The sequence below is a fragment of the Candidatus Cloacimonadota bacterium genome (genome assembly GCA_034661015.1).
GTDB lineage: Bacteria > Cloacimonadota > Cloacimonadia > JGIOTU-2 > JGIOTU-2 > JAYEKN01.
In genome coordinates this window covers 15,876-31,265 of record JAYEKN010000232.1, presented here as the reverse complement: position 1 = coordinate 31,265, position 15,390 = coordinate 15,876, and the positions used below count along the sequence as shown (strand labels likewise).

Genomic DNA, 15,390 nt, shown 5'->3' with positions numbered 1-15,390 from the left:
CGTCGAATAATTATTATGGAAATTGATGACATTATTAAAAAAGTGGATAGGTTAAAGCAATTTTCATTAACATATATGAAAGTTAAGAAAATGCTCGCCGATCCATATGTTGCCTCCAAAAAGATAGTAGATGTAATTAAATATGATCAATCATTTACTGCAAACATTTTAAAAATATGCAATTCGGCACTGTATAGGAGAGAGCAAAAAATAAGAAATCTTATTCAAGCTGTTTCCTTGCTTGGTAGCAACCGATTAAAACAAATCGTGCTGATAGAAAGCGTAAATGCGGTAATGTCTCAAACCTATAAAGGATATGAAGTGAATGAAAGAGAGTTGTGGAATCATTCTATAATAACTGCTTTGATTGCCGAACAAATAGGAAACGAATTAAAATTTCATGATGTGGATACATTATTCACGGCTGCAATTCTACACGATATCGGTAAAGTGGTTCTTAGTGAATTTGTAGATGAAAAATTTGAAGATATTCATAATCTCGTGAAAGAAGGCTCTAGTTTTTTATCTGCAGAAAAAGAAGTGCTCGGAGTAAATCATGCTGAAGTTGGTGGGAAAATATTAGAAAATTGGCGCTTCCCACAAGTTCTTATTGACACCGTACGATTCCATCATAACCCGATTGAATGTAGGGATAATAAATTTGTTAAGATTGTAAATATCGCTGATACGGTTGCTATGCTTATGGGTTCGACCACTCAGCGAGACGGTCTTTCTTATTTATCATATCCTGAAATTGGTGCTCATTTAAAATTTCGAAACAAAGATGTCCAAAAAGTAATATCATTGGTTTCTTCAAAAATTAATGATGTAGAAAATTTATTATCATAAAACAAGAAAAAGAGGGAAAAATATGGCTATTAATATTTTGGTTGTAGATGATGCTCCTTCAATGAGGAAGATAATTATCAAAACAATCAACATATCCGGTGATTATGCCGGAGAAATTTATCAGGCAGGTAATGGAAAAGAAGCACTCGAAGTGCTAAATCGGGAATGGGTTGATCTGGTTTTTACTGATCTGAACATGCCGGTTATGAATGGAATGGAATTGATTAAAAGAATCAAAGAAAATCCGGATTTCGAGAATTTACCTATAATCGTGATAACAAGTCGAGGAAAAAAGGATCTTGAAGGTGAAGAGCAATTATTATTGATTGCAGATTTTATCACCAAGCCTTTTCACCCCGAACAATTAAGAGATGTGATTTTTTCAATAATTGGAGACGAATATGAAAGAAACGAAGATGATGTCGGTTCTGACGGAAGTGATTTCTAAAGTTCTTTCTTTGATGTATTTTCTTTTTGAGGATGACGATGAACCATTCGAAAAGGAAAATGACAAGGATTATAAGATATTTACGATTGATTTTTGGGATGATAAAAAGTACCGGATTGTTTTTAAAATTCACGACAGAATCATGAATTTGATGATCGAAAACTTTGAAGGTGTTGAAGATGAATCATTAAAGCAAGGAGACATTATAAGTGGCATAAGAGAATTTGTAAATATCGTTTGTGGAAATTTTATGAACGAATTTTCCGGTAAAATGAAAATGGGTCTGCCAATGTATTCCTCAAAAGAAGAAGTACAAAAAAACGAGTGTAATACTCTGATTGACGAAAAAGAATGGTGGATCGAGAATTCACGTCTATTTGTAAAAATCGTAAAGTGTTAGAACACATAGATTCACGCTGTTGATAGGATGCAGATAAATCCCGGTGAAAAAAAGACAAGACATTCCACGGGATAGAAACTAATTAGAGTCTATCCGTAAAGGAAAATCTTGAGTTAATCCGCCAGCTGGCGGATTGACTTAAGATTTTCCAACTCACAAACATAACGCTAATTAACTTAATAGATAATTTTTTTAATTCGTCACGGAATCAGGCTTCGTTACACTATGCCCAGACGGGTTGGTCCGTGACGTCTCGAAAAGGCTACTTTACGGATAATTTTTATAGTGCATAAATCGGTTTTTTCAGCGTTTATATTTGCCGAATAAAATATACTGGAAGGAATATTTATTATGATCAAAGTACTCATTGTTGATGATTCTGCAGTAGTACGAAAAATTTTGAAGGAAGAATTGTCCAAGGATCCACAAATCCAAGTTGTTGGAACCGCACCGGATCCCTATATTGCAAGGGATAAATTGGTGCAATTGGAACCGGATGTAATCACACTTGATGTTGAAATGCCTAAAATGGACGGAATAACTTTTTTGCGAAAAGTCATGAAATATAAACCTATACCCACCATTATCGTAAGTTCTTTAACCACCAAAGGAAGCAAATTGGCAATGGAAGCCTTTGAAGCAGGTGCGGTGGAAGTCATTCCCAAACCCGGCGCTGCTTATACGATCGGAAATATGGGTAAAGATCTGACATTCAAAATTCATGCTGCATCCAAAGCGAAAGTCTTTAAACAAGAAATTTTTATACCCAAAAAAACAAAAATTGCTTCAAGAGCTTTATCCGAAACTACAAATAAAATTATTGCCCTCGGTGCTTCAACCGGCGGAACTCAAGCTTTGCAACAGGTGATTTCCTCCCTTCCCGCAAATTGCCCGGGAGTAGTAATTGTTCAGCATATGCCTCCCAAATTCACGACTTCTTTTGCTGAAAGATTAAATAGTTTAAGTGAGTTGGAGGTAAGTGAAGCCCAGGGTGGTGAATATGTTACTTCGGGAAAAGCCTTTCTTGCTCCGGGAAATTTTCACATGGTTTTAAACCGGAGTGGTGCCAGATATTTTGTGGAACTAAAAAAAGGTCCGAGGGTTCACCATCAACGACCGGCTGTGGACATCCTTTTCCGGTCCGTTGCTAATATTGCCGGAGCAAATGCTGTGGGTGCAATAATGACTGGAATGGGGAGTGATGGAGCACGTGGTTTGAAAATGATGAAAGATGCAGGGGCAAAAACCATTGCCCAAAACGAGGAAACATGTGTGGTTTTCGGTATGCCCAAGGAAGCAATTAAGTTGAATTGTGTTGATTATATCGAACCGATTGAAAATATTAGTAATAAAATTTTGCAACTATTTTAGGTATAAGACACAATGATGCGGGAAATTGAGGTAGATGTTAATTTGAAAGTGCTTATCGTGGAGGATGAAGACCTTCTGATAAATGTACTGGAAAATAATTTTCACAAATGGAAATGGGAATGCGTTAGAGCGAATACTGTTCCGGCAGCCCTGTCTCTGCTAAACGAAACTTTTGATGTAGTATTAACAGACATCCGCCTGCCTCGATTAACCGGAATTGATCTGCTAAGAAATATCAAAGACTTATATCCGGACTTAGAAATAATTTTGATGACCGCTTATGAGGATATGGATATGCTTATCAAAGCGATCAATCTCGGTGCATTTTCATTTTTATATAAGCCTCTTAATCTAAAAAAATTGAAAGATGCGATTTTGCGGGCTGCCAGAATGAAACTGGCGAAAGCACAAATTCAGAACTATCAAAAAACGCTGGAGATGGAAGTAGAAAAACGTATTCATCAACTCAAGGAAAGTGAAGAACGCTATCAAAAGGTCGTTCAACTTGCTCCGGCTTGTATCTGGACTGCGGATAAAGAGGGCAAATTTCTCACAATTGAATCTGATGTTTGGGCGAAATTGATTGATTATGATGTTGAAGAAATGAGAGCACACACTTTTTATTCTAATCCCTGGGAAACCGATGAATCCGTTGATGTTAATAAATGGGCAATGAATGAAATTTTGAAAGGCAAATTTGTGCGCGGTGCCGAAGAACCTATAAAAAAGAGGAACGGAGAAATCGTTTTTGTTGCTCATAACATTGCCCCTCTATTTGATTCGCATTACCGGATTATCGGATGCATTGGAGTTACCACGGATATCACCGATCGCCGCGAAGCCCAAGAGCATCTGAAAATGTTGGGTCAAACCATAAGAAGTGTAAACTATTGCATTTGCATCGCAGATATGGATAAAAATATAATATTCATTAATAATGCTTTTTCAAAAACTTATGGCTATTTTCCCCCAGAAATATTGGGTAAAAACATCAATATCCTTTGGGATAATTCTTCGTCTCATTCCGAATATCATCCTGTGGACGTGGAAAAATTTACGGAAGGTAAATTTGCAACCATTTCCGATGCGCAAAAGAATATCAATGCCATTCTTGAGAAAACACATCATCAAAATGGCAGTTCTGTGGATTCTGAAAATAATGGAACATGGGAAGGAGAATCGGAAAATGAAACTAAAAAAGGTTTGAAGTTTCCAGTGGATATATCTGCTTCCATAATAAAGAATGACAACGAAGAGCCCATCGCATTTGTAATAGTTTCTCATGATATTACAGAGCTGAAAGCATTGCAAAACGAGTTTGTTCATTCGGAAAAATTGACAGCAGCCGGCAAAATTGCAGCGGGAGTAGCACACGAGATCAGAAATATGATAGCCGCAATAAGTACTTCCACCCAATTTTGTTTGGACAATCTCCATCCCTCTCCGCAGATGGAAAAGCATTTAAGTAGAATTGAAAAAAATCTTGATGCCACTTCGGAAGTTTTGGAAAAATTATTGAATTTTGCACGCTCAACAAAACCCTCTTTCAGGAGCATTGATCTCAACGATGTGATAGAAGATGTTATTAATTTGGTTCAAGCGAAATTTGATCAAAAAAGAATCGGACTAATTGCAAATCTCGAAGAAAATTTGTTGTCAATATCCGGAGACGGATCACGTATTCGGGATCTTATCATGAATTTGCTACTTAATGCCTATGAAGCGTCCGAACAAAATTCCGAAGTAAATATTTTTACCAAATCTAAGAAGGATACTCAGCAAATTGTTTTTCAAATTATGGATCAGGGCTCCGGGATTCCTTCAGAAGAAATAAATTCTATTTTTGATCCGTTTTTCACAACAAAAGCTACAGGCACCGGCTTGGGGCTTTCTATTTGTCAGCAGATTGTGGATGAGCATGACGGAGAAATTAAAGTTGAAAATAATGAATCCAAAAAGGGTTGCACTTTCACGATTATATTTCCAGCACGAAAATCTGGAATAAATACGCAGAATACAGAGATTGTGAGGGCGAACAAATCCCTAAAATCACCAAAAATTTAAATAAATGAAAGATAAATATGAATACTAAAGATGAAAAATATAAACAGGAAATTAAAAAATATCAGAATAAAATTTTGGCTCTCGAAAAAGAACTGAAGAAATTGCAGTATCTGAATGAAGATGTGGATGCATCACATTCCCAAATTCTCCATAGAGATAAAATGGCGTCCATCGGGCAACTTGCTGCCGGAATCGCTCACGAGCTGAATAATCCGGTTGGTTTTGTGTCCTCTAATTTTGAAACTTTAGAAAAAAATGCAAAAAAAATTGCCAAAATTATTAATAATTATCGCCATCTTTCCGAATTTATTGACGACCCTGAACGTCAGAAACAATTATTTCATTCTATTACGGAAGAAGAAAAAAAAATGCACCTTGATTTTATTCTCGATGATCTTGACGAACTTTTTGGCGATTCCCGCAAGGGTTTTGATCAGATATCAAAAATAATTACAAGTTTGAGAAATTTTTCCAGAATAGACGATTTCGATGAAAAAACATTATACAACATTAATGATGGACTGAATGATACGCTCGTTATAGCCAAAAACGAATATAAATACCATGCTGATATTGAAAAAGATTTGGGTGATATTCCGTTGATCTTCTGCTCTCCCGGTATGCTAAATCAGGTTTTTCTAATTATAATCATTAATGCAGCCCAGGCTTTGTCAAACCGAGATTCCGATATTAGAGGACACATCAGAATAAAAACCTATGCTACCGAAAAAGATATTGTCTGTGAAATTTCTAATGATGGTCCGGTTATTGAAAAAAGTGTTATGGCAAAAATGTTTGACCCTTTTTTTACTACAAAAGAGACAGGCAAGGGCACGGGCTTGGGTTTGAGCATTGCTTATGATATAATTGTCAATAAACATTCGGGTAATATTTATGTGGAATCCGAACCGAGCAAAGACACCAAATTTACCATTACATTATCACAGGATTTAGGTTAATATGCCAATTCGCGTTAGAAAAGTTTTATTCGTAGATGATGATCCGCAGGTGATCAAATCACTCAAACGGAGCATGCTGGATGCGGAATTTAGTACCGTTTTCTTAGAAAGCGCTACCGAAGCTTTGGAGTTTCTAAAGGAAAGTAAGGTTGATTTGGTGGTTTCCGATATGTTGATGCCCAAAATGGATGGCTACAAATTTTTGGACATTGTTTCAAATAATTACCCTGATATAATGCGATTTGCACTTAGTGCCACAACCAATGAAGAAAATGTAAAAATTTGTCTTGTGATGGGGGTTGCCGAAAATTTCTTAGTGAAGCCTTGGAAAGAGGAAGACCTTCGGGGAAATATTCGAACTGCATTGGCGTTAAAAGAGGATTTGGAAGATAATCGCATGGCTGATTTGATGTCTAATGTGAAAAGATTTCCCGTTTTGCCGTCAACATATTATGATGTTATGAAAGCCATCCGCTCAAATCAGAATGCAAAAACACTTGCCGATATTATTGAAAAAGACGCTACATTTGCTGCAGATGTGATGAAAGTATCAAACTCTGCCTTTTATTTCCACGGTAAAGAAACTACTTCGGTTCAAATGGCTATTGTTTTTCTTGGCATCAGAACCCTGAGAAGTATTCTTGTGAATATCTCTGTTTATAAATTACTCCAAATGGGTTCTACTTCACCTTTGGAAGCTAGATTTTTATGGGATCATAGTGCTTATGTAAATGAACTTTTATTTTTTATATATAAAAAATTAACCAATCATACTTTGCCGGAAAATTATCATAGTGCAGGCTTGCTACATGATATGGGCAAATTCTTTCTTATGAACGCCCTGCCGGATAAATATAAACAAATTACCGACAAATTAAAGAATGATGAAAACATGAATTGGGTACAGGCAGAAAATATGGTTATGGATGTTCCGCATACCAAGCTCGGCAGTTTCCTTTTACGAACTTGGAACTTTTCTCAGAAATTGCAAGAAGTCTGTATGTATCACCATGACCCGCTCAATTCACCTGTTTCAGACGAAGCAAAAAGGGTTATGGCGATAATGAAAATAGCTGACATGCTTTCTTGGATTATGCTCAAAGATGCAAATATTCCGGATGTCTCAGATGAAGTATTTGAATATTTAAATTTATCTCAAAGTGATATCCAAATGCTATTAAAAGATTTTATCAACACAAAAAAGGGCGGGATTGCCCAAATACCAAAAATAATTTCCCGCTAAAAAAGGATGAATTATGGATGATGATATAAGAAGTATATTATTTGTTGATGACGATGAAAAAGTGATAAATGCTCTTGAAAGAAGTATGGTGGAAACTGAATACAACTGCTTTTATGCGACTGGCGGCAGGGAAGCTCTCAAATTAATGGAAGACACCGAAATAGATTTGGTCATTGCAGATATGGTTATGCCAATCATGGATGGATATCAGCTCCTAAAAAAAGTAGAGGATAAATATCCCGATACAGCTCGCTTGGTGCTGAGTGCATATAGCGAATCTGAAAAAGTAAAAAGATGTCTCGTGGAAGGTTTGATCGAGAATTATCTGTCAAAGCCTTGGAAAGATGAAGAACTGAAGACAAGCATAGAAAATGCCTTATCCCTAAAAGCAGATCTGGAAGATGAATCTATCGTTGCATTGCTCTCGGGAATAAAAAAATTCCCGGTTCTGCCCTCAATCTATTATGATGTTTCACAGGCATCCAAGGCAGGTAAAAATGCTGTTTATATTTCAAAGATAATCTCAAAGGATGCTGCTTTTGCTGCTGATGTGATGAAAGTATCCAACTCGGCATTTTATTATCACGGGAAAAGAACCACATCCGTAATGAGCGCCATTGTTTTTCTTGGAATGCGTACTTTGAAAACTATTATGATAAATATCTCATTGTTCAAAAGTTTGGACAAAGAATTTACCGATGAAGCGGAACAGCTGTGGGACCACTGTGCTTTGACAAATGAACTGGCGTTTACATTATACAAAAGTCTAACTTTTAGGGAATTGCCGGATGAGTTTCATAGTGCCGGTTTGCTTCATGATTTGGGAAAATTCTTTCTCATGAACGCTCTGCCCGATAAATATAAGGAAATCATGAGACTCATTAAACAAAATCCGGATAAAAACTGGATTGATGTGGAGAAAGAAGTGGTGGAAGTTTCCCATGCAAAACTCGGTAGTCTATTACTAAAAAAATGGAACTTTACGCGCAAACTTCCTATAGCTGTAGAATATCACCATCGTCCTCTGGAAGCCCCTTTTAACCTTACGGACAAACAGGCTATGGCAGTATTGTATATGGCAAACGCACTATCTTGGAAAATAATGAATAATGAAGATGAATTTGAATTTCCCGAAGAAATATATCAAGCAGTAAAAAAAGGTAAACCCGAAGTAGAAAGAGCATTCAATCTTTTTAGAGAAGAACGCAAAAGAAGATTAAAAATGAAAGGAAAATAAATTTGGAGGATTAATGGATAAAAAAATTCTAATCGTGGATGACGAAGAAGCCTTAAGAAATATATTCAAAACTATTCTCGAAAAAGAAGGATATGTGGTTACGGGCGTCGGAAGTGCCGAAAAAGCACTTGAAGTCATGGAAGAAGAAAGTTTTATGGTTATGTTCCTGGACCTAAACCTGCCGAGAATGAATGGGGTAGAATTATGTAAAAAAATTCGTGAAGACAATCCCGTCCCATGCATTTATGCCGTTACGGGATTTTCCTCATTATTTGAACTTGTAAATTGCCGGGAAGCCGGTTTTGATGATTATTTTGTTAAACCCATAAAAATGGATATGTTGAAAAAAATTGCAAACGAATCATTTGAAAAAATCTCTCGTTGGAGAAAACGATAATAAGAAAAACAAATTGTTATCCGCTAAGATTCGTTTTCAAAATATTTGCAAAAATAAAAATTATTGGAAACAATCAAAGAAGTCAAAAATTATAAATTATAAATCATTCCGGAGATCTTGCCCTATGCTTCAATGCTTCAGCGATTCTCCAAAGGTATTGCCAAAGTAAGGAATCAAAATGAATAAGCCTAAAATATTAATTATTGATGATGAAAAAAACATAAGGGAATCAATAAAAAGAACTTTTAGGCAGGACGATTATCTTTTTTATGAAGCAGAAAACGGGCAACAGGGATTGGATCAAGTCGAAAAAGAAAAACCACACATTTTAATACTTGATTTGAATATGCCGATTATGGACGGAAGGCAATTCCTCAAAAAGTTAAAGCCAAAGGTTTCCGATCCGTTTTCAATCCTCGTTTTAACCGGTCAGGGATTTGAAAAAGAAATTAAATATTGTTATGAACACGGTGCAAGGTTTTTTTTAGGGAAACCCGTTAGCAAGTACGAAATGCGTGGATTAGTAAAAAATATGATCGCCTTGGAAAGATTTAAAGAAAAATCTAAGTCCGAGCTGAGCATAGTCTATGATGCCCTTGCATCATCACCAAGCGGAACTGTAATAATAGATTTGAAGGGAGTTGTTACTTATGCAAACAGTGCTTTTTACGCAATGTTCCAGTTTGATGAAAAGGAAAATATTAAAGGCAAACGTTTAATAAATGTTATTCAAATGGCAGAAACTGATGTTCTGCAAAGTCTGATAAATACGGAAAACGATGGGAAAAGAGTTGCAAAAGAGATGCAGGTAAAGTTCAAGGATAGAGACTCGATGTTCATGGAAGTTACAACTTCAAATGTTAGTGATCACGAGGATAATATAATTGGACGGATGATAAGTTTTGAGGACATTACCAAACGAAAACAATCTGAGCAGAAACAAAAAATATACGCAAGAGATTTGGCGAAAAGTTTGAAGGATTTGAAAATTAGCCAACAAAATTTGCAAAAAGCATATCTCGACACGATATACAGACTTTCTATTGTTGCAGAATATCACGATAAAGACACCGGAAGGCATATTATCCGCGTGAGTTATTATAGTGAGATTATTGCAAAAAATATGGGTTTATCAAACCAAGTAATCTGGGATATCAAATATGCTGCTCCAATGCATGATATTGGTAAAATTGGCATAGCCCCGGATATCCTAAACAAACCTAGCTCTCTCAATAAAGAAGAATTTGATTTAGTAAAAAAACATCCCCAAATTGGGAAAATGATTCTTTCCAATTCTGAGTCATCAATCATCCGAATGGCTGAAGATATTGCAGCTTATCACCACGAACGTTGGGATGGAGGCGGATATCCGGACGGTTTATCCGGAGAAGAAATTCCTCTCTCCGCCCGTATTGTGGCTTTAGTTGATGTGTTTGATGCGATAACAACGGAAAGACCTTACAAGAAGCCTTTTTCAATTGATGTTGCATGTGAAATAATTAGAAATGAAAGCGGAAAACACTTTGACCCACAAGTAGTTAAAATATTTTTTGATAGTTTGGATGAGTTTTCAAAAATTATGCAAGATTTAGAAAACATTACACCGAAAAAGGTTGCAACCTACTTTCAATAAGTGGAGTTTCTAATGAAAAAAATAAAAATTATTGCTGTAGAAGATGATTCGCTCGTGGCAATTGATTTAAAAAACAAATTAGAGAAAATCGGGTATAATGTCTGTGGTGTTTATCCAAATGGAAGACAAGCCATAAAATCAATAGAAACAAACACGCCTGATTTAATTCTGATGGATATTGGTATTCAGGGTGACATAGATGGAGTTGAGACCGCTGAAATTATTCACGAGAAGTATAATCTGCCAATTATTTATTTAACGGCATACTCAGACGATGCGACCATAAAAAGGGTGGGATTTACCCCACAATGTGGGTATATTTTAAAGCCTTATACCCAACAATCACTAAGAGTTAATATTGAAACGGGGCTGAATCGGTTTAGGAATAAAATGGAAATTGAGAAAAACCGCAATGACCTTAAAAATCTTGTGCAAGGCCAAAATATTTTATTTGAAATAGCAAAAAAAATCTCCGCTGAAATAGAAATTGATAAACTGTTAAAAAGCACCACAGAAACCATACAAAAGGCATTCGGTTTTTATGGTGTCATGATTTTTCTAGTAGATGAGTGCACAGAAGAATCCTGCTTGATAATGCAAACTATTGCAGGCGGATATGAAAATATTTTCTTCAAAGGATTTGTCATAAAAATTGGCGAAGGAATGATCGGAAAAGCTGCTCAAACAAAAAAAACACAATTTTCTAACGATGTAAGCAAAAATCCGGATTATATTCGTAAAAGAGAAGAAATAGCCAAATCTGAAATCGCAATTCCCCTATTATATAGGAACAAGGTAATTGGCGTTCTGGATGTTCAAAGTAGAAAAAAAGATGCATATAAGGAATTAGACGGTATTTTGATGGAAACTATCAGCTCACAAATAGCTGTCGCAATTGTGAATGCAACATTATATAAAAAACTGCAGATTGAATTAAAAGAAAAATCAAAAGCACAGAGAGATATAAATATGGCAAATGAGCAGTTGGAAGGGATGGTTGAAAAAACAAACGCGTTTGCGAGAAGAATGGAGTTTAAAAATCTTGAACATGAAATTATTTTCAATACTACAGCAGAGGGTATGTTAATCGTAAAAAAAGATTTCAATATCTCTTTAGTCAACAATGCTGTTGTCGAATTAGTGGGTAAGCCGAAAAACAAAATAACAAAAAAGAAATGTTTTGAGATATTTCCCAATGAACTTTGTGGAACTGATAAATGCACTTTGAAGCAGATCTATAGTGGAAAAAATCATATTGAACAAGAATTTTTATTCAAGCATAAGTCCGGGAAACAAATTCCCTGCCTTTTAACTACGAACCGTTTTATCGGTGTTTCAGGAGAAACACTTGGTTTTGTGTCATCAATCAAAAATATGACACGGCGGAAAGAACTGGAACGCAAATTACTGCAATCACAAAAATTGGAATCAATCGGACAATTGGCAGCCGGAATAGCCCACGAAATAAATACACCGACTCAATATGTGGGCGATAATGTGCACTTCATGCAAGAGTATTTTCAAGGATTCTTGAAGATCATCAGCCATTATGATAGGATGATTAACAGTGCTACACCGCGTTCAATATCCCAAAATTTATTCGATAGATTGGAGGAATTGAAAGAAGAGACTGATTTTGAATTTGGCAAAGAAGAAATTCCAAAAGCAATTGAGCAAGCTATCGAAGGAATAGATAGAGTTGCAAAAATCGTGAGAGCAATGAAAGAGTTTTCCCATCCGGAGCAGAAAGATAAAACACCGATGAATCTAAAGCAAACCATACAAACCACTATTACGGTAGCTAAAAATGAGTGGAAATACGTTGCCGAAATGAAAACGGATTTCGACAAAGATTTACCTGAGGTGGATTTGCTCCCGGACGAATTTAATCAGGTTGTTCTCAATTTGATTCTGAATGCCGTTGATGCAATTAAGGAGAAACTTGAACAAGGCAATCATAACGAGAAGGGTGTGATCACAATTTCAACGGGAATGAAAGATAATTTTGCCATAATCAAAGTAGAGGATAACGGAAATGGTATTCCGAAAAATGTTCTCACAAAAATATACGATCCGTTTTTCACTACAAAGGAAGTTGGGCAAGGAACAGGTCAAGGGCTTTCTATCTGCCGAGATATAATTGTGAACAAGCATAATGGCAGTATTGATGTAGAATCCAAAGTTGGTGAGGGAACGAAATTTACGATAAGAATTCCCATTAAACAAACCGTTGAAAATCACGATGACCTTATTGACCTGTAATGAAAGCAAACAACTATGTTCGCAACAATTCGGGATAAGCGCCGGAGACCGAAAAAGGAATAAAAAAAAGTTAAAATACGAATCTCATCCGCCGGTTTGCCGACTGATGAGCCACAGAAAATTTTTATGAAAAAACATATACTTTTTGTAGATGATGAAAAGAGAATCCTTGATGGTCTAAAAAGACGCATGCGGATTTTTAGGAATAAATGGGATATGTGTTTTGCCCTGAGCGGGAAAGAAGCACTGGGAATAATGAGCCAAAATAAGATAGATGTGCTCGTTACAGATATCCAAATGCCCCAAATGAGCGGGGCTGAATTGCTCAAAATCGTTCAAAAAAAATATCCGCACATCATCCGAATTGTTTTAACAGGACACACAAATAAGGAAACGTTGATGCGTGTATCAAGTTATATGCACATGTTTCTCACAAAACCATGTGATGCAAAAAGTCTGGAAAACGCCCTCCAAAACGGTAATGAGATCAATAAACTAATGCAGAGTGATAATATCAAAAAAATTGTTTCACAAATGAAATCATTACCGAGCAAACCGGATTTGTATTTTAAAATTATGCAGGAATTCAAGAAATCAAATTATTCCTCAAAGTCCATTGGAAAAATTATTAATAAAGATATCGCAATGAGTGCAAAGGTTCTCCAAATTGTAAATTCTGCTTATTGTGGTTTGCAGAAACCGATTTCAAATCCTACTCAAGCGGTCATTTATCTTGGAATAAATATGATTAAAAATTTGGTCTTGACTGCAAATTTATTCGTAAAATTTGAGGGAAACAATATTCACAGTGATTTTATATATGAACTCTGGAGTCATAGTATAAACACTTCAAGTTTTTGTAAAATAATCGCTAAAGAACAAAACAAAGGAGAGCTATTTAGTGACGATGCGTTTATGGCAGGGCTGCTGCACGATGTGGGCAAACTGATCCTCGCTACGAATTTTCCAAAAAAATATTCTTTTGTTTTAAAACTTATACAGGAAGAAAACTATAATACGATAGATGCCGAAAATAAAATTTTCCGGACAAATCATTCCGAAGTGGGAGCATACTTGCTAAATATGTGGGGTTTGCCAACTTCAATAATACTCTCAACAATACACCATCACCGACCGCTAAAATTAAAAAAGATAAATTACAAAATGGAACTTCTTCCGATTGTTCATATCGCAAATTATCTGGAGCATAAAATCGTCAAAACAATATCTGTTCATGAAAATACAGTAATGGATGAAAAAAATTTGAAAGATTCGGGTTTTGCCGATAATATTCAGAAATGGGAAAAATTGTGCTCTGAAAATTATATAAAAAGAATGGAATCAAATGAACAATAATGTACTTTTTGTAGATGATGATCTAAATATTCTGGCAGCGTATAAGAGAACAATGAGAAAATTTTTCAATATTTCCACTGCTTCAAGTGGAGCAAAAGGTTTGAAATTGATCAAACAGTTGGGACCCTTTGCAGTTGTTGTTAGCGACAAAAATATGCCGGAGATGAACGGAATTGATTTTCTTACAAAAGTGAAAGAGGAACATCCGAATACTGTCCGCATAATGTTAACCGGAAAAGCAAATCTTGAGTCTGCAATTCATGCTGTGAACGATGGCAGAATTTTTCGGTTTTTAACAAAACCATGTTCTGCAAAATTTCTGTCAAATTCAGTACTGGATGGCATCAAACAGTATCAGCTATTAACTGCTGAAAAGGAATTGCTTGAGCAGACGCTTTTTGAAAGCATCAATGTTCTTTCGGAAATATTGAGCCTTGTTAATCCCATCGCTTTCAGCAGAGCTTCAAGAATAAGACGTTATGTCCAAGATGTGGCAAAAGAGATGAATTTGGCAAATATTTGGCAATTTAAAATCGCTGCAATGCTCTCTCAGATCGGTTGTATCACACTCCCCGCAGAATTACTTGACAAGGTCTTTGTAGATGAAAAGTTATCCGAATACGAAGCGGAATTATATTCGAAGCATCCCTCGGTTGGTAGCAATTTGGTTAAGGAAATTCCCAGATTGGAACTCGTTACTAAAATGATAGAATTTCAGCAAAAACCTTACAGGGAATTTTTGAAACACAACCTTACTGATAAGGAGAAATCAGTAAATATTGGTGCCCAAATTCTCAAAGTAATGCTGGATTTTGACAAACTGCTTATGCAAGGAAAAAGCTCTCTCAATGCCGTTTCTCACTTAAGACAAATTAATAAAGAAAATGATTATAATCCGGCGGTAATCAATGCTCTGGAAAATTTGCCTTTACATCAATTCGATAGAATTACAAAAACGATAAAGGCGGCTGATTTGCGTAATTCGATGATAATTGATCAGGATGTAAAAGGTGTAAACGGAGTGCTCCTTGTGCCAAAAGGGCAATTGGTTACGAATACTGTGCTTGAATTGGTAAAGTCGTTTTCAAAAAGAATCGGTGTAAAAGAACCCTTTCGGGTGCAGATTTTGCAATGATAAAAGTCATTTGGAGTAAAATATCCGTGATATTTT

The 15,390-nt window shown here is 35.9% G+C and carries 13 protein-coding genes; all 13 read left to right on the top strand.

Going from position 1 to position 15,390, the window contains the following annotated elements:
* Positions 1-849, top strand: an 849-nt coding sequence (locus U9P79_08790; protein ID MEA2104716.1) for an HDOD domain-containing protein, incomplete at its 5' end; no start/stop codon positions are given.
* 22 nt (positions 850-871) lie between these two features.
* On the top strand, positions 872-1,297 hold the full coding sequence (locus U9P79_08785) for a response regulator (GenBank protein MEA2104715.1): 426 nt from the start codon (positions 872-874) through the stop codon (positions 1,295-1,297).
* Complete coding sequence (locus U9P79_08780; GenBank protein MEA2104714.1) at positions 1,251-1,697, top strand: chemotaxis protein CheX; 447 nt, start codon at positions 1,251-1,253, stop codon at positions 1,695-1,697. Before U9P79_08785 ends, U9P79_08780 begins: the two co-directional genes overlap by 47 nt.
* A gap of 351 nt (positions 1,698-2,048) precedes the next feature.
* Positions 2,049-3,068, top strand: a complete 1,020-nt coding sequence (locus U9P79_08775) for a chemotaxis response regulator protein-glutamate methylesterase (protein MEA2104713.1) — start codon at positions 2,049-2,051, stop codon at positions 3,066-3,068.
* 12 nt (positions 3,069-3,080) lie between these two features.
* Entirely contained in the window at positions 3,081-5,132 is a 2,052-nt protein-coding gene (locus U9P79_08770; protein MEA2104712.1) for a PAS domain S-box protein, read from the top strand.
* A gap of 17 nt (positions 5,133-5,149) precedes the next feature.
* Positions 5,150-6,091 (top strand): ATP-binding protein, encoded by a 942-nt coding sequence (locus U9P79_08765; protein MEA2104711.1) that lies wholly within the window; start codon positions 5,150-5,152, stop codon positions 6,089-6,091.
* Position 6,092: 1 nt separating this feature from the next.
* A complete protein-coding gene (locus U9P79_08760; GenBank protein MEA2104710.1) occupies positions 6,093-7,334 on the top strand; it encodes an HDOD domain-containing protein in 1,242 nt (413 codons plus the stop codon).
* Positions 7,335-7,347: 13 nt separating this feature from the next.
* Entirely contained in the window at positions 7,348-8,571 is a 1,224-nt protein-coding gene (locus tag U9P79_08755) for an HDOD domain-containing protein (protein ID MEA2104709.1), read from the top strand.
* 13 nt (positions 8,572-8,584) lie between these two features.
* Positions 8,585-8,968: a response regulator gene (locus U9P79_08750; protein ID MEA2104708.1), complete on the top strand. Its 384-nt coding sequence runs from the start codon at positions 8,585-8,587 to the stop codon at positions 8,966-8,968.
* A 178-nt stretch (positions 8,969-9,146) separates the two neighbouring features.
* A complete protein-coding gene (locus U9P79_08745) occupies positions 9,147-10,601 on the top strand; it encodes a response regulator (GenBank protein ID MEA2104707.1) in 1,455 nt (484 codons plus the stop codon).
* Between the two features lie 12 nt (positions 10,602-10,613).
* On the top strand, positions 10,614-12,863 hold the full coding sequence (locus U9P79_08740; protein ID MEA2104706.1) for an ATP-binding protein: 2,250 nt from the start codon (positions 10,614-10,616) through the stop codon (positions 12,861-12,863).
* A gap of 126 nt (positions 12,864-12,989) precedes the next feature.
* Complete coding sequence (locus U9P79_08735) at positions 12,990-14,219, top strand: response regulator (GenBank protein MEA2104705.1); 1,230 nt, start codon at positions 12,990-12,992, stop codon at positions 14,217-14,219.
* The gene (locus U9P79_08730; protein ID MEA2104704.1) at positions 14,209-15,354 is read left to right on the top strand and encodes a response regulator; all 1,146 of its coding nucleotides are present in this window, start codon (positions 14,209-14,211) and stop codon (positions 15,352-15,354) included. Before U9P79_08735 ends, U9P79_08730 begins: the two co-directional genes overlap by 11 nt.
* Positions 15,355-15,390: the final 36 nt, after the last annotated feature.